This is a genomic window from Epilithonimonas lactis (assembly GCF_900110605.1).
Classification (GTDB): Bacteria; Bacteroidota; Bacteroidia; order Flavobacteriales; family Weeksellaceae; genus Epilithonimonas; species Epilithonimonas lactis.
Window position 1 is genome coordinate 84,127 of record NZ_FOFI01000002.1, and the last position, 17,622, is coordinate 101,748.

Here is a 17,622-nt window from a genome sequence, read left to right on the forward strand (position 1 = left end):
TTTATGAGATATTTTTTAATCATAATCAATTACAACAGTGCAAATAGTGAGGGAAAATAATTATAGAGTATTTTATAAACTATAATTCCCCGAGAATCATCATTCAGGAATTTTAAATTTTTAAAGATTGACTTAGTTTTTCCTATTATTTTCTTCTGTTTTTTAGTGGAGTAATTTAATTTTTTCATACCACTTTTCATATTTCCTATGTATACGAATACATTTTTCCACATATATGTTTTTGTAAATGAATTTTCCATAAAACATTTGTACGCCTGCAATAGTGTGATATAGCAGAGAAGCTTTTCTTCAGAAAATGGTTTTGTCATTGCAGAATTTTCCCGTTCTCTGTAGAAGTATAGTTGTTCATTTATTTGAACTATTGATTCAGCTTTAGCAAAGATGTCTAAATTGAAAATTTCATCTTCGAAATATGGTTGTGCTGGAAAAGAGATATCAAATTGTCTGATCATTTTTCTTTTATAAACATAACACCATACGTTTGGACGGAAATAACCAAGTGTTGATGTGTAATTTTCTATTGAAGTTCTTTCTATTTCTATCGGGGCAATTGTTTCTTTAAAAGTCTTATCGCTTTCTAAATACTTGATATGTGAAAACACTAACAATTCCGGCTCTTGCCGTCTCAAAGTTTCATTAATAATTTCAACTGCGTTATATGAAATCCAATCATCTGGGTCTATGAACCACAAGTATTCTCCATTTGCCTTTTCAATTCCAAGATTACGAGCGGAGGATACGCCACCATTCTTTTTATGAAACGTTTTTATTCGAGAGTCTATTTCAAGATAGTGCTCACAAATTCTTCCACTATTGTCCGTAGAACCATCATTGATTAAGAGAATTTCAACATCATCGTCTGAATTACAAAGAATAGAGTCAATACACTGATTCAAATATTGCTCAACATTATAGACGGGAATTATTATACTAAGCATTGTTACAATTTATCAATTAGTCGGGGCAATCTATATTGCAAACTGATTTTAATTTTGGCATATCTATTACGTCTATCATTCTGTAATTTCATCATTTCATTAACTTATATAATAAGTAAATAATTTCCTTTGCATTATAATGTTTCTTGAGATACAATTGCAGTATCCAATAAGGTTTTTTTAAGATTTCCTTTTTCACGTTCTTATCAAATGAAAAAGAATAAAAGGCATGAATGGTCTTTTTCAGTAGATTTAGTTTTGTGTTATTCACAAAGGCTCTATTCATTATTACTTTTCCAAATTCGATTCTTTTAATGTGTGCTTCTTTTGCATCATAGTAATTTTGTAGGCTGTAATTTTTTGTGATACTTGCGCCATGTTTCCTGTAGAAATAAAGTTTAACATCAGTATAAACAATTGTTTTTTTACCATCATAAATCTCATGAAAAACAAATTCATCTTCATGAAGCTTTCCTAAAGGAAATCGCAATTTCTCAAAGATACTTTTGTGATAGATTTTATTCCACATAACTACATTCTGCGGAACCCATTTCGGGTCATACAACATTCCTAAAAATTCATTGCCTGTGAAAATCTCAACTTCAGTTTCGTATAAATCATAGTTTAAATCAGAACTATCGGTAAATGATTGAAAATTACAACAACTTATCAATGCGTTGTTGGAAATAAGGTTTTGAAACAAAACATTGATAAATTCTACATGGAGGATATCATCAGAATCAACAAATGAAATGTATTCTCCTTTGCAAACTTGTATTCCGGTGTTTCGTGCATCCGAAAGCCCTCCATTTTTTTTATGAATAACTTTGATTCTATCATCACATTTAGCATATTCATCACAAATTTCACCACCACCATCTGTAGAACCATCATTTACAAGTATAATTTCTAATTGCTTGTATGTTTGGTTTAAAATTGAATCAATGCAATCCTGCAAATATAACTCAACATTGTATACAGGAACAATAATTGAGATGACATGACCTTTCATCTTAAAAAATTTTTAAATATCCAAAAAATTCGTTCAGCCTCAGTTTAATTTTTTGCTTTGATGTAAATTGCTGAGAATATTTTTTTTTAAGCCTCTTCATATCTTCTTTTGTAATACTTTTTCTGATATTGCAAAGTTGTTTGTAGTGAGTGTAATAAGTATTATGTCGACTGAAATATGCTTTATCGGCAAGTAAATGATTAAAATATCTCAGAGCATCAAATTCTTCAAAGTATCTAATTCCAGATTTTGTGGATTTAGAGGTAACATCTTTATCATGTTTTCTAAAATAAGAAATTATTTTTCCACAAACCGCTACATCTCCCATCAGTGATAGTTCTACCCAAAAAATCCAATCACCGCAAAATTTATATTTTAGATACTCAGAAGAGAGTTTATAATAGTATTTTCTCCGAAAAATTGCTTGGCTTGCGTTCCATATTCCATTGTAAGGCAGCATTTTTTTCTTTATAAATAATAATCCGTCCAAATTATAAAATAGGGCATCGCCATTATACGAAGCATAACATGACTTTTTTGCTTCGTTGATGATATACGCCTGAGCAAAGCTTATTACTGTTTCAGAATTTACATTATCAGATTCCAAGACATTGTCCAGAAATACAGCTTCACACCAATCATCACTTTCTGCAATCCAAATCCATTCACCTATTGCGAGGTCAATACCTTTTTTCCATTGCTTGAAAGTGCTCCCAGAATTTTTTTCATTATATATAATATGAGAAATCTTCGGGTGATTCCTGTAACTTTCTATTATTTCTCTGCTATTATCCAAAGAACAGTCATCCAAAATAATGACTTCAAAATCTTGAAAAGTTTGGTCCAAGACAGAGTCTATGCGTTGCTTAAGAAAAGGTGCATGATTGTAATTTGGTATTATGATGGAGACAAGGGGCATTTTATTGATTGTCAAATTTTTCTTTTGTAACTTCTAAATATCTCCTTCCCCACTTTTGACAAGGCTCAAGATGGTTGCCTTCTGCCCATTCGTTCCATGCATTAATAAAAACATATTTTTCATCGGACTCTATCATTCGATATCTGTTGATGATATTTTCTAGCCAGGTTCCATACAGTTCTGGTGTCGAACCGTCAATTACAAGAGCATTTTCCGTGCGTCTTGCAGAATTGTCCCACATAGGCGTAATACCTGGAAAAATTCCCTTATCAAATGTTTGATTATCAAATGCCTTCTGTGAGAAATCCTTATAAGTAATTACTCTATTATCAAAAAGGAAAGTCCGTTTGCCAAAGAATTTCCTCTCTACTCTTTCTTTATAATTTGGGATTTTCACATCTAATTTCAAATTATAATTTGGTTGAAAATCGATTGCCACATCAAACAATTTCGTGTTTTCATTATCATTAAATGTTGAATGCGTGATATAAGCAAGAAAAAATTCCTCTTGGAATTCGTCTCTTGCAATCTCTTTCCAAAGATTTATGGTCTTTTCAAGATCTGGAAAATTGGCTGGTCTGTAGATTGCAAAAAATATTTTTTTCTCAACCCTGATATACCTGGGATCATTAAAAACATTAGCCAATAAATATCTAATATGTGCCGCATCATCTTCCAGATTATATTTTTGCTCTATCAAAACCTCCTTATCTTTACCATCCCACGCTCTGGTCCAATTCTCGTTGGCCCAACATAACATGAATGGAAGATTTTCTTTGGGATTTTCAAGCTTTCGATCAACAGGCTCATTCATAAGTCTTTTCCCATTGAACCAATAATGATAATAGCAAAAGCCAAAAATTCCATATTCTTTTGCCAAAGCTTCCTGGGCAAGCCTTGCCTCTTCTAATCTTAAATCATAGAATCCCAAATCGGATGGAAGATGAGGCTGGTAGTGTCCTTCAAAAAGCGGTTTTGCTTTCGTCACATTGGTCCATTCTGTAAAGCCTTTTCCCCACCATTCATCGTTCTCTTGAAAAGGATGAAACTGCGGAAGGTGAATTGCTATGGGTTTAATCATTTTTTAAGAAATCTAAAAGTTTTCACTATAGTCTTAGCTATTTTATATGTTGTACTGTTAAGTAAATCTTGGAGTTCTTTTTCTAATTGATTCTCCCTTTTAGTAATTACTTGTACACCATTAAATAATGAAAGATTATTGAAATCATGGATATTAAAATGTTTAGCAGAGAAAACAGCAAGATTGAAATAAGGCTTATTATAAAATTGATCCTCCTTGAGCCCTTTTTGAATTTCGTAATGATCTCCATCAAATTCATTGAAGTTTAACTTTTCAGATGCATCAAATGGAGAAATTAGTGACCCTGCGACGAATCTCTGTTTAGAATAAACTGAAAATGGAAAATATTTACCTACTGTAGTTTTAAGTTCATTTAGTGTTAACTCCTTTACATGAAAAGGATTATTGGGATCTCTTTGACTGTATATCGATTTTTCAGGTGATGAAAGAAATACAATTCCATCTTCGGTAAGAACTCTTTTAAATTCTTTCAGCATTTGGTCATGATCTACCAAATGCTCAATTGTCTCAAATGAGATAATGATTTCAACAGACTTATCTGGAAGCGGAATTTTTTCAACAGACCCTTGTAAAAATTGAAGATTTTTATGCAATGAATACTTTTTCTGTGCATGATTTACACTTTTTTCATCTATATCAACTCCAAAAGTTTTTTTTGAAAATTTACTAATTAAAGCACTTCCATAGCCTTCACCAGATGCTATATCAAGAACAATTTTGTTTTTACATATTTGTTGTGCAATGGCATATCTATGGAGGTGTTCAATCGTACCAAAACTTGTATTAATATTAGTAACTAGGCGTTCTCCTGTCCATTCTAAATCATCCATAATCTTAAATCCAATTTAAATTTTGTTTTATTATTCCCGGTATTTTAAATTCGTAACCTTCGATATGCAGATCATCGACTATACTAAATCCGCCCAAATTTAGCTCATGAAATATTACAGTAAAAGGATTATACTTCATAACAGCAAAGCTAAAGTTATAATTCCCCTCCGAAAGTAAGCCTCCTTGAATTATTATAGTTCTAGAGAAAATACCATTGGAGTTATTTCCTTTTAATTGATCCGCCGTTAAATCATGAGAACTCAGGATGTGGATATCGAAATTATTGTATAAGTTAAATCCGTGTGTATAAGGCTCAGTATCTCCAAGATTCATGTATGTCAATCTAATTCTTATTTCTTGTGATGAAAGAAAATCAATTTGATGTTCATTTTTATCATTCAGAATTTCAAGTTCGAGTATCTTGAATTGCTCTGAACCCGGAGCTTTTTCTAACGACCATTTTTGATGTGAGGATTCGCTTTCTTTATGAAGATAATTTTGGATAACTTTTTCCATCGTATTTAAAGTTGATAAATTCCCATTCTCTAACAAAATCCCCTTATTGCACAAACTCTGCACCGCGCCCATATTATGACTCACAAACAAAACCGTCCTTCCTTCGCCTTTCGAAACATCGCCCATTTTTCCCAGGCATTTTTTCTGGAACTCGGCATCACCAACGGCTAGAACCTCATCTACGATCAAGATCTCAGATTCTAAATGTGCCGCAACAGCGAAAGCCAAACGAACATACATTCCGGAAGAATATCGTTTTACAGGCGTGTCGATGTAGCGCTCCACGCCGGAGAAATCTACAATTTCATCAAATTTTCTTTTGATCTCGTGTTTGCGCATTCCGAGGATGGCACCGTTGAGAAATATGTTTTCGCGGCCTGTCATTTCCGGGTTGAAACCCGTGCCAACTTCCAAAAGTGACGCAATTCTGCCATCCACTTCGAAATGACCTGTGGTTGGTTTTGTAACACGGCTCAATAATTTTAACAAGGTGGATTTTCCCGCACCATTTCTGCCAATGATTCCAACGGCATCGCCTTTTTCGATTTCGAAATTAATGTCTTTCAACGACCATACGTAATCGCTTTCTCCTTTTTGAGAACGGTCGTTGCTTTCACCAATCTTTAGAAAAGGGTCTTCCTTTCCTCGCAATCTTGCCCAAAATCGGTTCAGGTCATGAGAAATTGTCCCAGTTCCTACTTCTCCAAGACGATATTGTTTGGAGATATTTTCAGCTTTTATGGCAATATTTTTATTCATTTTTATACGGTGTCCATAAAGGTTTTTTCGACTCTATTAAAAATCACTGTTCCCGCAATCAATATGATAAAAATGATCACAGAGCTTATCAAAATACTTTCGACACTGAAACTTCCGGTTCCCAAGTAAGCATATCTGAAACATTCAAACAATGGTGACAAAGGATTGATGACCGCTAAAAACTTAAAATTGTCTGGCAAAGAAGAAATTGGATAGACCACTGGCGTGATGTACATGAAAAGCTGGATCCCAAATGTTAGAAGAAAGATCAGATCTTTGTATTTCGTTGTCAAAGAAGAGAAGATCATTCCCATTCCTAAAGCGAAGATTGCCATTAAAAATATTAAAAATGGTGTAAATAATATCCAAATATTTGGCTTGATAGAATCCGTAAAAATTACATAGTACAGTAGTACAACAATGAAAATCCCAAATTGCACCAAAAATTTCATCAAAGATGAACTCACAATTGCAAGCGGCATGATCAATCTCGGAAAATATACTTTCCCGAACATATTTGCATTGTCTTTAAAAACGGTGGAAGTTTTAGTTAAACTCTCCGAAAAATAATTCCAGATAGTGATTCCCGAAAGATAGAACAGCACCTGAGGAATTCCATCAGTAGAAAGTTTTGCAATATTTCCAAATAGGATGATAAAGATCAAAGTCGTCAACAAAGGTTGTACTATAAACCAAAGCGGTCCTAAGATGGTCTGTTTGTAGAAGGTAATAAAATCCCTTTTCACAAACATTTGCAAAAGGTCCCGATAATGCCAAACTTCTTTTAAATTTAATGAAAAAACCGAGGTCTTGGAATCTATTTTATAATAATTATTAGGCTTTTCCATCAAACATTTTTTTTATCCCTTTCTTTTTCTCGTTATATGAGTAATACCCATATCCATACTTATTCCCATACCTGGTGTTCTGCGGTTGCACGTTGTTCAGGATGAAGGACATATTTTTTGCGTCGTGTGTGCGTTGGAATTCTTCTGCAAAATCAAGCATATCGTTCTCTGTGTAGTCGGATTTGACGATGTACAGAATCACGTCGGCACTGCCCATGAGATGCAGTGTATCGCTTACCAACATTACTGGTGCAGAATCTAAAATAATGTATTGATATTGGTTTTTAAGCTGCTGGATCATAGCATCAAATTTCGGCATATCCAAAAGGTCGTTCGGATTTGGCGCAATGGCGCCACTGAAAAGGACATCCAAGTTGTGATGAAGTCCAGAAGGAATGATGAATTTCTCCGGCGAATGGTCATTAGAGATCAAATAATCTGTCAGTCCTGGTTTCTGGCCTTTCACGAAGCGATGCAACTGTGGATTCCTGATATCCGCGCCAATGATCAATACTTTGGATGCTCCAGCTAACGTCAGTGCTGTATTCATCGCAATTGTGGTCTTACCTTCTCCTTTGATGGATGAGGTGATGAGAATGACATTGCCTTTCCTTACTTCTTGTTTTGGTTTGATGATAAATTTGAGATTGGAGGTCAAGATCCGGAAAGATTCTGCAAAGACAGAGAAATCACTGGTCTCGATCAATGTTTCTTCTCCGTTTTTCACAGGTATTTCTGCTATGACGGCGGCATTTGGAATGCGGGACTGAATCTCTTCTTTCGTATGCACCTTTGTATCCAATGTGTACTTTCCGAAAAGCCATAGAACCGGTAGTAAAAAACCTAGAGCCAATGCACCCGTGATCATTTGCTTTTGGTTCGGCTCCACAATTCCCAGTGTGTAGGCTGGATTTAGGATTTTTGCTTTCGGCGCATCTACAGCTAGTGTGATAGCATTCTCTTCTCTTTTTTGCAGTAGATATAGGTACAATTGCTCCTTGAGGTTCTGTTGTCTTTCAATACTTCGGAACACTTTTTCCTGTGTCGGATAGTTGTTGATCTTTGACCGGTCCGCATTCAATTGTCCATTGATCTGTGCAATTTGATCTTGCAGGGTATATTTGGATTCCTGCAGGTTCTGCCGGATGAGGCCACGAAGTTCAGAAATATCCTTATTCATCTGAATGACAGAAGGATTGAGTTGGGTCGCTTGTTTTAGCGTTTTATTTCTGGTCAACAACAGGTCGTTGTATTTTGAAATATATTCCTCCGTCACTGTGGACAATCCAATGTTGGAAGGAAGCAATTTCTCTGTAGAACTGGAATTAAATATAGAATTGACCATATCCAGTTTTGTCGCATATTGCAGGATCTGCTTCGTATTCTCATTGGAATTTGCCAAAGCCATGTTGGCCTGTGCTTCCAGATCGGTGATCTTGTTTTGTTTTTTAAAGCTCTCTTTTTCGCCCTCTATTCCCGAAAGGTCTTGCGTAATGATATCCAATCTTCTGTTGATGAAGTCCTGTGTATTTTGTGCTTCTTGATTTCTGTCTTGTACACCTTCGATATTGTATTGCTTGGTGATCTCGTTCAGAATATTTTCTGATTTTTCCGGGATTGCGCCTTTGATGGTGATATCCATCAGCAGACCTTTATTCTCAGGAAGACTTACATTGACCCAGCTTTCCAGCGTTGAGACCCAAGATGATGTACTGCGAAATACCACTTTCACAGGAGATGTGTCAATTCCTGTTTTGCGAGATAATACCACTGTCCCAAAAGGAAGTTCAATCACTTCTCCAAATTGAAACTGGGATTTCCCTGCCAACAAAGGACCTTCCGAAAGCGTGAAAGCATTACCATTGGCTGGCGTAATAATATAAGTTGCGGAAACGAATTTCTTATCCTTAAATTCTAGAACTTTACCTGAATATGGCGCTTGTGGATACATTTCCAGTTCCTTGATCTTTCCCAAGGCGTAGAAACTTACATTCAAATTCAGACTGTCCACCACTCTTGCCAATATTGGTTTTGATAGGATCGCGGTGGCCTCACTTTGTAGTTCCTCATTGCCGTGCACGCCTACTCCCAAAGTTTGCAAATCGCTGAGTGCGGCGCTTCCCTTACCTTTCGTTTCAGGAAACTGAATGGTCGTCTTGGAGAGATATTGCGGCGTCGTGTAGCGTAAATAAACTTTTGCAGCTGTATAGAAAACAAGCATGCTCAAAAGGATCCAATACCAGTTTTTCAAATACCGGTTTAGTTCTTTTTTAATATTTATCTTCTTACCACTTTTTAGCGGCGTGCTATCTAGTAATTCCATGATTTTATCGACTTACGGCAATAATTAATGATACAATTCCCAATATGGTCCCGCCTAGCTGTAGGATCAAATTTCGATTTGGGTTCGTCGTATTGGCCGCGATCTGTGCATTCTTGTCTGGTTCTACGAAAAGAATGTCATTCTGTTGTAAGTAATAGTAAGGCGAATTCACAATGCTTGCATCAGAAAAATCCAAGTTGACCAAGACATCTTTTTGAGCTTCCTCGGAGTATCTCAAAAGTTTCACATTGGTTCTGTCTGCAGCTGGACTCATGTCTCCTGCAAGCGCTATGGCTTGGAACAGATTGAGCTTTTCCTTATTGGTCGTCTTCTGCCCTGGACTTGCTACTGCGCCTAATACGCTGATGCTGAAATTGGTCAATTTCACATCCACTCTTGGGTCGGTGAGGTATACTTTTAATCGTTCCTCTAGATCTTGTTCCAATTGTTGCTTCGTCATACCGAGGCAATATACTTTTCCTAAAACTGGCATCACCACATAGCCATCCGCTGACACTAAGTACTGACCAGCAGCACTCTCAGAATCACCATTGGCAGGATTGCTTGTTGCAGCCATGCTGGAAAGGTTGAAAGGCTTTACCGCTATCTCGTCAAAAGCGGATACTTTGATATCCAAAACATCCGCTTCCTTTATTTTTAGTCCTGTATATCTGGCTTGTGCAACTTCTTGCTCGAAGTTGTGGTTGCTCATATAGATCATATTCTTTTTAGGCTTGCAAGAAAAAGCTAATAAAAATAAAACCAATAAAAATATTTGTTTACTCATTTTTAAGTTTCTAAAAAGGCAAAAACTCTTATTGCGTTGTTTTGAGTGTTAATCTGTGCTTCCTAAGTAATAGCTAAGACCCAACGCAAAAAACCTGTTGTAAGTAGCTTGTGGTTTGAAGTCAGGGTATATTTTTGACAATCCTCTATCGAATCTCACAAAAACTTCCACGTTGTCACTTACTTTCGCTCCCGCTTTCACAGAGATACCGTAGCCAAATGACTTAGGTTTCTGACCTAGGCCAAAGATGTTGGGATCAAAGCCAGCTGCAGTTGCTTCTGCCAAAGCATTTCCCTCATCGGTCTTCTCGCTGACAAGAAATTCGAGTTTTGGACCGAACATCAAATAGATATCACCTTTGTAGCCATGGTTTCTGAGATAATATTTTAAATAAAGAGGCACGCCAACATACACGTTGCTGTACTTTTGATAATCTCTCTTATCCTCGTCCCAGTCTGCTTTTTCTCCGAGTGTGTAAACCTCCAACTGTGGTGTGAAGTACAACCAAGCCGAGTCATAAACATCATTTGTCACCAAAGAAAAATCTGCAAACACACCAATATTTCCACCAAAATCACCTTTGGAAACACCATGTATTCCCGCTATTGAACCCTTGTGAACACTACCTGTCAATCCATATTTTACAGATTGTGCATTCGTCAAACCAAACAATAATAAGGAATATATGATAATAAGTTTTTTCATGAATTTAAAGGTTGCTATAATTTGCGACGAAATTAAGGATTTTTTATTTATTATGCCGAAATAATTTGATTTTGCTAAATTACTAGACACATTTGAGTTACGCAGCTCCCTAATCATTGGCATTGGTAATCATATCTAAAATTGCTTCATATTCATAACCTTTGGACATCAAATGTCTGATGGTTTTGCTTTTTTTCTGATAATCCTTCAAACCTTTTTGCGTAGATATATAATTTTGAAAAAGCTTGTTGAGGGTTTTCTCGTAATCTTCGTCATAGATCTCATCCATAGAATTTGATATCAATTTTTCATTGATCCCTTTTTGCTTGAGATTCATCCTGATCTTGTTCCGTCCCCAATGTTTGATGTAGAACTTCCCGCGAATATAACTTCTCGTGAAACGTTCTTCATTCAAATAATTTTCTTTCATCAAATAGATAAAGATCTCATCCTTCGCTTCTGGGATCAGTAAAAAATCTCTCATCTTCTGCTCTACTTCAGCATGACAACGGTCTTGATAAACACAATAATTGACCATTTTCTGTTTGATCTCGTCAAAAGTGTAGGATTTCTTTTCCATTGGTATTCAAACAAAAAAGAATGAACGAAATTGTCCATTCTTTTATTATAAAAATTGATTATTTTATTAATAGTTGAAAAGCGCGTGGCCTTCCATCAATTCGTTTACTTTCTTTCTTACAGAAGTTAGAACCTCATCGTTTGAGATATTATCAACCACTTCAGAAATTAAATTGGCAATGGTTGTCATATCGTTTTCTTTCAAACCTCTTGTTGTGATGGCTGCAGTTCCCAATCTGATTCCAGACGTTGTGAAAGGTGATTTGTCATCAAACGGCACCATATTTTTGTTACAAGTGATGTCCGCTTTTACCAATGCCTTCTCTGTTTCCTTTCCGTTCACATTTTTATTTCTTAAATCGATCAACATCAAGTGATTGTCCGTTCCGCCACTTACGATCTCGAATCCATTATCAACCATTGATTTTGACAAAGCCTGCGCATTAGCCTTCACTTGCTTAGCATAAACCTCGAATTTAGAATCAATTGCTTCTGCAAATGCCACCGCTTTCGCCCCGATCACATGCTCTAATGGACCACCTTGAATCCCTGGAAAAACGGCGCTGTCCAAGACGGCACTCATCAACTTGGTTTCACCCTTTGGTGTTTTATGTCCGTATGTATTTTCGAAATCTTTGCCCAACATGATCATTCCTCCTCTTGGACCTCTCAAGGTTTTGTGAGTCGTAGTCGTCACGACGTGGCAATGTGCAAAAGGATCATTTAGCAAACCTTTAGCAACCAAACCAGCGGGATGTGCAATGTCTGCCCAGAGCGTCGCACCGATCTCGTCCGCCACTTCTCTGAATTTTGCATAATCCAAATCTCTAGAGTAAGCTGAGAATCCTGCGATCAGCATCTTTGGTCTTTCTCTCAAAGCCACTTCTCTCATTTGGTCGTAGTCGATCAAACCAGTTTCTCTTTGAACACCGTACGAACAAACTTCGTATTGGATTCCAGAGAAATTAACCGCAGAACCGTGCGTCAAATGTCCTCCCATAGAAAGGTCCATTCCCATCACTTTGTCACCTGGCTTCAGGATTGAAAGATAGATCGCCGCGTTGGCCTGAGAACCAGAATGTGGCTGAACATTCACATAATCGACACCAAAAAGTTCTTTCGCTCTGTCGATTGCCAATTGCTCCACTTGGTCCACTACTTCGCAACCGCCATAATAACGTCTGCCAGGATAGCCTTCTGCATATTTGTTGGTTAATACACTTCCCATCGCTTTCATCACATTTTCGGAAACAAAATTTTCCGAAGCGATCAATTCGATTCCGTGGGTTTGTCTTTCTCTTTCTTTTTCAATGAGGTCAAAGATCGGGTCTTGCATTTTAGATTTATTTTTGTCAAAAATAAGAAATTCTGAAGATATTTTTATAACTTTCGCCGATTAACATTTACTTAATATCATCGACATCTTTTGGAAATCCGAACCTCGATTAATTAAGATGGTATAAAATTAGACCTTAAAAAACAATAAATATCTACAATATGAATTCTAAGAAAAAATATAAAAAAGAGCTTCTGAAATCTTTAAAATATATGGAAGCGGCGGAAAGCACTTCTCTGAAAGTAATGACCAACCTAATGCTTCTAAAAGAGTTGAAGGAAAACAACATCAGTTTCAAGAAAGGCGATGTCTTTTCTTTTGAAGACAACATCTTCGACTACAGCGAGGACAAAAACGTCCGCATCCTTGCCAAACTTCGCAAGAAGACAATGAAGGCAATGAACAAACTCGTTGAAAATAACAATTTCAAGGACAAGGAGCTTAAGTTTTTGGCTTAAGCTTTTTTGGTCTTCGAGAGCCTAAGACTGACAATGCTGGATTAATAAACCACCCCGACAAAAATTCAAAGAATTTTCGTCGCCCCTCCAAAGGAGGGAAATTTTTGGAGAAAAAAATAATTCCCTTCAGCTCGAAGGGAATTTTTATTTTCGTTAATATCATTTAAAACAAAGTCGGCTGACCATCTGCCATTACAGGAATGTGAATATCCGTTTTCCAATCTTCATTCATCTTTTGAATCAAGTGGGAAGATAATAGTGGTGATGCTTTTTCGATATTTTGATGAACAAAGAAGTACAAATTCTGCAATCCTTCTTTTTTCCATTTGGTCAATCTTTTCAGCCAATCCTCCAATCTTTCGTAATCACTTTCGGCGTTTGCACCAACGTAACGGATGAAAGCATTTGGCGTCGTCAATCGCATATGCAACATATCTCTTCTGCCCGCTGTATCGACGATGATATTGGTAATGTTATTCATTTCAAACAATTCACAAACGGTATTGAAAACCTCTTCGTCCATAAACCATTCGGTATTTCTGAGTTCAATGGCCAAAGGCGCTTCTTTTGGCCAATCTTGTACGAATTTCTCCAATCGCTCATAGTCTTTCGGCTTGAAGTTATCGTGAAGCTGCAGAAAAACCATTCCTAATTTCTCATCAAAATTCAAAACTGCTGAAGCGAATTGTGTCACCACATCTGTGATATTCAGCAATCTTCGGAAGTGGGAAACGGTGTTGGTGATCTTCGGGAAGAACTTGAAATCTTTTGGTGTTTTCTCTTTCCAAGTTTGGACTTGTTCGGCAGTTGGCATTCCATAGAACGTTGCATTCAACTCAATCGAATTGAATTGTGTGGAATAATAGGTCAACTCATCTTTTGTTCCTTTCGGATAGAATCCTTTGAGGTCGGTCTTGTTCCACTTTGCACAGCCAATCGAAATATTCTCAAGCCCTTTTTTATTCTGCTCGAGAATGAATTTGGTTTGAGGATGGTCTTTTGGCAATGTAAAATCTATCTGCGAAGGATCTGGGACTTGTCCGAATTTCATTGGAATTGAATTTAAAGTTCGAGGTTTAAAGTTAACAAAAAAACCACAGAAAATTCTGTGGTTTCAATTATTAATTCTATTTATATGCAATTAAGCTTCACAAGCCGAGCAAGTCACAAAGTTGACCATCATTTCTTTTGAAACCGATGAACTTCTTTGGTAATACAACGTTTTCACACCTTTCTTCCAAGCTTCGATCATCACGTAGTTCACGTCTTTCACTGGCATTGTAGAAGGAATCTGCAAATTAAGCGATTGCGCCTGATCGATATATTGCTGTCTTTGAGCCGCCTGAGAAACGATCTCCATTGGAGAGATTTCTCTGAACGTTTTGAATACCGCTTTTTCCTCATCAGACAAACCTTCAAGATGTTGTACAGAACCGTGGTTCAACATGATCGTTCTCCAAGTTTCTTCGTTGTCCAAACCTTTTTCATCAAGCAATTTTGCCAAATATTTGTTCTTACGCATAAAGTTTCCTTTTGCCAGACCAGCTTTGTAATAGTTAGAAGCAAACGGCTCGATTCCAGGAGAAGTTTGTCCAAGGATCGCAGAACTTGAAGTGGTTGGTGCAATCGCCATCAACGTCGTGTTTCTCAATCCGTAACCTTTCAACATATCTGGTTCGCCGTAGATGTTCGCCAACTCTTTGGAAGCAATCTCAGACTGTTCTTTGATGTGACGGAACGCTCTCGCATTGAACTGAGTCGCCTCGAAACTTTCGAACGGGATCATATTTTTCTGCAAATAAGAATGGTATCCTAAAACGCCCAAACCTAAAGCTCTGTGACGCATTGCAAAGTTTCTAGCTGAAGTCAGGTAATAATTCCCTTCAGTTTTATCAATGAATTCTGAAAGAACCGCGTCTAGGAAATAGATTGCCAATTTTACAGCATTCGTATCTTTCCACTCGTCGTACAATTCCAGGTTCATAGAAGACAGACAACAGATGAAAGATTCGTTGGCTGTAGAAGGCAACATGATCTCGGAACAAAGGTTACTTGCGTTCACCATCAATCCAGAATCTTTGTAGACCTGAGGCTTGTTTCTGTTCACATTATCCGTGAAGAAGATGTAAGGCAAACCTTTTTGCTGGCGGCTTTCCAAAACTCTTGCCCAGATTTTACGCTTGTCTGCATCACCGTCGATCATATCCTGCATCCAGTAATCCGGAACGCAGATCCCTGTAAACAAGTTTTGGATCGGACTTCCAATATCTTTGATACTCAAGAATTCCTCAATATCACCGTGGTCGATGTCAAGATACGCTGCAAACGCACCTCTTCTCACGCCACCTTGCGACACGACATCCATCGCAGTGTCATATAATTTCATAAAAGAAACCGCTCCGGAAGATTTTCCGTTGTCTGTCACCGCAGTTCCTCTATTTCTCAATTCTCCAAAATAACCGGACGTTCCACCACCGATCTTCGTCTGCATGATCACCTCTCCCAACTTGTGCGTGATGCCTTCGATATTATCCGGAACGTGAACGTTGAAACAAGAGATCGGCAAACCACGTTGTGTTCCCATATTCGCCCAAACAGGAGATGAGAAACTGATCCAGCCTTTCACGATCATTTCCTTGAAAGCCGGTTGCAATTCAGGTTTGTAAAGACGTTTTGCTGCCGCCGTTGTGATACGGTCGATCGCGCCATCTACAGTCTCACCTTTCAAAAGGTAACCTCTGTTCAACATTTGCTCAGACTCTTCGTTGAGCCACCAGATATCTATATTTTCGTCCATCATAACTTTTATATTTTGCTTATTGTATTGGCTTATTGTTTTTTAAATCATTTTTTGGGCGCCTATTTCCGTCTTCCGTTCCCGCTTTTTTCTGTCATTGCTTACGACGTGAGGTCATCCGTTTGAACATTTCCACATCGCAATGCCAGAAAAAGAGCTCCACTCAAGCCGGGGCGCGCTTCGCCATTTTTGACGATTTCACATAAAAAAGAAAACTCCAAGAATTATAAATCGTTCTCAAAATTTTCTTTTTCACACCTTTCTCAGCCTGAAACTTTGAAAGGATTTTTTATTCAGTTTTGCAATTCCATAGGAATGACAAATATTATGTTCTTGTTTAATTTCTTCCAGCTTCAGACATCCAGCTTCCTGTCCTTAATTAAAACAAATCGTTCGCTGTAATACTTTTATCGTGTTTTGTATAATCTACCGGACGTTTTGCGAAGAAATCATCCATAGAGTTGGCGAAAACCTCTTCTTCGAACCAAACCATTGGTTTGTAATCTTCTTGGGAAACGTTGTATCTTGTTTTCACCCCGATTTTCTTCAAAGAATCATCTACTCTGTATTTCATAAAATCAAGAAGATTCTTTTTGGACACTTTCTGCAATTCACCTTGCTCGAAGATCCAATCCAAAATGTTAGATTCCATCTCGATAGATTCATCTACCAGATCATAGATCGCTTCGATGTCCTCATCTGTCAACAGGTCAGGTTGTTCTTCACGGATCTTGTTGATCAAATAGATTCCGCCATTGGCGTGGATCTGCTCATCTACAGAAGTCCAAGCGATGATGTTGGACACATTTTTCATATAACCTTGGAATCTTGTAAACGACAAAATGATCGCAAACTGACTGAACAACGAAACATTCTCAATCAAAATACTGAAAAGCAACAATGAGGAAACGTAAGCTTTCGGGTCTTGGGAATTGGCGTTCTTCAACATTTTTCCAAGATATTCGATCCTGTCTTTTACAGCTGGTACGTTTACTACTTCCAAGAAGTCATCATTGTAACCCAACACTTCCAACAATCTGGAGTAAGCTTCGGAATGGCGGAATTCGCATTCAGCGAAAGTTGCGCCTAGACCGTTGAGTTCCGGCTTCGGAAGGTGATCATAAAGATTTCCCCAGAAGGTCTTTACATTGACCTCGATCTGAGCGATTGCCAGCAAAGCATTCTTCACGGCGTTTTTCTCGTGAGGCTCCAGCTGGGAATGGAAATCCTGAACATCGGCTGTGAAATCCACTTCGGAATGCACCCAATAAGACTTGTTGATAGCCTCTACAAATTGCATTACTTCTGGATATTCAAAAGGTTTGTAGCTTATTCTTTTATCGAAAATTCCCATTATCAGCCGTATTTATTAGTTTATTAAAAATTCTATGAAAAGATAGTGATCAGCAACAGAATATTTCCAGTTTGGAAACGCGTTACTTTTATCTTTTAAGTGAATACAAAAATAGAAATTGAAGTCTATACATGAAAGGGCAAAATGTCGAAATGAGTCAAAAAACTGACAATCATCAGCAAAAGTTTTCCACATTATGTTAAAAGGTGGATGGATAGGGAATTCCTTATAAATTGGAATCCAATATGACTGTTAATTTGTCAAACTAAATTTAAACAGACATCAATTAAATTCAGTAATAATGGTTGATAACAGCTAAACATTAGGATTGAGAATT

Annotated in this window: 16 protein-coding genes; 1 reads left to right on the plus strand and 15 read right to left on the minus strand. The window is 37.2% G+C overall.

The window, feature by feature from the left end; all coding sequences use genetic code 11:
• Positions 1-29: 29 nt before the first annotated feature.
• The 12 genes from BMW39_RS05545 to glyA form a co-directional block, all read right to left on the minus strand.
• Positions 30-959 carry a glycosyltransferase family 2 protein gene (locus tag BMW39_RS05545; RefSeq protein ID WP_034972981.1) on the minus strand — a complete coding sequence of 310 codons (930 nt, stop codon included), beginning with the start codon at positions 957-959 and terminating at the stop codon, positions 30-32.
• A 91-nt stretch (positions 960-1,050) separates the two neighbouring features.
• Positions 1,051-1,971, minus strand: a complete 921-nt coding sequence (locus tag BMW39_RS05550; protein WP_051879788.1) for a glycosyltransferase family 2 protein — start codon at positions 1,969-1,971, stop codon at positions 1,051-1,053.
• 1 nt (position 1,972) lies between these two features.
• The gene (locus BMW39_RS05555) at positions 1,973-2,905 is read right to left on the minus strand and encodes a glycosyltransferase family 2 protein (RefSeq protein WP_131474266.1); all 933 of its coding nucleotides are present in this window, start codon (positions 2,903-2,905) and stop codon (positions 1,973-1,975) included.
• Complete coding sequence (locus BMW39_RS05560) at positions 2,892-3,971, minus strand: glycosyltransferase WbsX family protein (RefSeq protein WP_034972983.1); 1,080 nt, start codon at positions 3,969-3,971, stop codon at positions 2,892-2,894. Before BMW39_RS05560 ends, BMW39_RS05555 begins: the two co-directional genes overlap by 14 nt.
• Positions 3,968-4,822 (minus strand): class I SAM-dependent methyltransferase, encoded by an 855-nt coding sequence (locus BMW39_RS05565; protein ID WP_051879790.1) that lies wholly within the window; start codon positions 4,820-4,822, stop codon positions 3,968-3,970. The genes BMW39_RS05560 and BMW39_RS05565 overlap by 4 nt, the downstream gene beginning before the upstream one ends.
• Before the next feature lie 4 nt (positions 4,823-4,826).
• Complete coding sequence (locus BMW39_RS19395) at positions 4,827-6,098, minus strand: ABC transporter ATP-binding protein (RefSeq protein WP_034972985.1); 1,272 nt, start codon at positions 6,096-6,098, stop codon at positions 4,827-4,829.
• A 2-nt stretch (positions 6,099-6,100) separates the two neighbouring features.
• Positions 6,101-6,946 (minus strand): ABC transporter permease, encoded by an 846-nt coding sequence (locus BMW39_RS05575; protein ID WP_034972987.1) that lies wholly within the window; start codon positions 6,944-6,946, stop codon positions 6,101-6,103.
• Positions 6,933-9,269, minus strand: coding sequence for a GumC family protein (locus BMW39_RS05580; RefSeq protein WP_034972989.1), 2,337 nt, complete (start codon positions 9,267-9,269; stop codon positions 6,933-6,935). The genes BMW39_RS05575 and BMW39_RS05580 overlap by 14 nt, the downstream gene beginning before the upstream one ends.
• Positions 9,270-9,273: 4 nt before the next feature.
• Positions 9,274-10,056: a polysaccharide biosynthesis/export family protein gene (locus BMW39_RS05585; protein ID WP_034972991.1), complete on the minus strand. Its 783-nt coding sequence runs from the start codon at positions 10,054-10,056 to the stop codon at positions 9,274-9,276.
• A gap of 48 nt (positions 10,057-10,104) precedes the next feature.
• Positions 10,105-10,761 (minus strand): outer membrane beta-barrel protein, encoded by a 657-nt coding sequence (locus tag BMW39_RS05590; RefSeq protein WP_034972993.1) that lies wholly within the window; start codon positions 10,759-10,761, stop codon positions 10,105-10,107.
• Between the two features lie 109 nt (positions 10,762-10,870).
• Positions 10,871-11,347, minus strand: a complete 477-nt coding sequence (locus tag BMW39_RS05595) for a regulatory protein RecX (protein ID WP_175459331.1) — start codon at positions 11,345-11,347, stop codon at positions 10,871-10,873.
• A gap of 60 nt (positions 11,348-11,407) precedes the next feature.
• Positions 11,408-12,676, minus strand: coding sequence for a serine hydroxymethyltransferase (gene glyA / locus BMW39_RS05600; RefSeq protein ID WP_034972995.1), 1,269 nt, complete (start codon positions 12,674-12,676; stop codon positions 11,408-11,410).
• 161 nt (positions 12,677-12,837) lie between these two features.
• Between glyA and BMW39_RS05605 the strand changes: the two genes are divergently transcribed.
• Positions 12,838-13,134 (plus strand): hypothetical protein, encoded by a 297-nt coding sequence (locus BMW39_RS05605; protein ID WP_034962796.1) that lies wholly within the window; start codon positions 12,838-12,840, stop codon positions 13,132-13,134.
• Positions 13,135-13,297: 163 nt separating this feature from the next.
• On the opposite strand, the gene BMW39_RS05615 is transcribed toward BMW39_RS05605, so the two are convergent.
• From BMW39_RS05615 to BMW39_RS05625, 3 genes are all read right to left on the minus strand, one after another.
• On the minus strand, positions 13,298-14,185 hold the full coding sequence (locus tag BMW39_RS05615) for a DUF72 domain-containing protein (RefSeq protein WP_034972999.1): 888 nt from the start codon (positions 14,183-14,185) through the stop codon (positions 13,298-13,300).
• A gap of 90 nt (positions 14,186-14,275) precedes the next feature.
• Complete coding sequence (locus BMW39_RS05620; RefSeq protein WP_260260360.1) at positions 14,276-15,943, minus strand: ribonucleoside-diphosphate reductase subunit alpha; 1,668 nt, start codon at positions 15,941-15,943, stop codon at positions 14,276-14,278.
• Positions 15,944-16,310: 367 nt separating this feature from the next.
• Positions 16,311-17,285: a ribonucleotide-diphosphate reductase subunit beta gene (locus BMW39_RS05625; protein ID WP_034962801.1), complete on the minus strand. Its 975-nt coding sequence runs from the start codon at positions 17,283-17,285 to the stop codon at positions 16,311-16,313.
• Between the last annotated feature and the right edge of the window lie 337 nt (positions 17,286-17,622).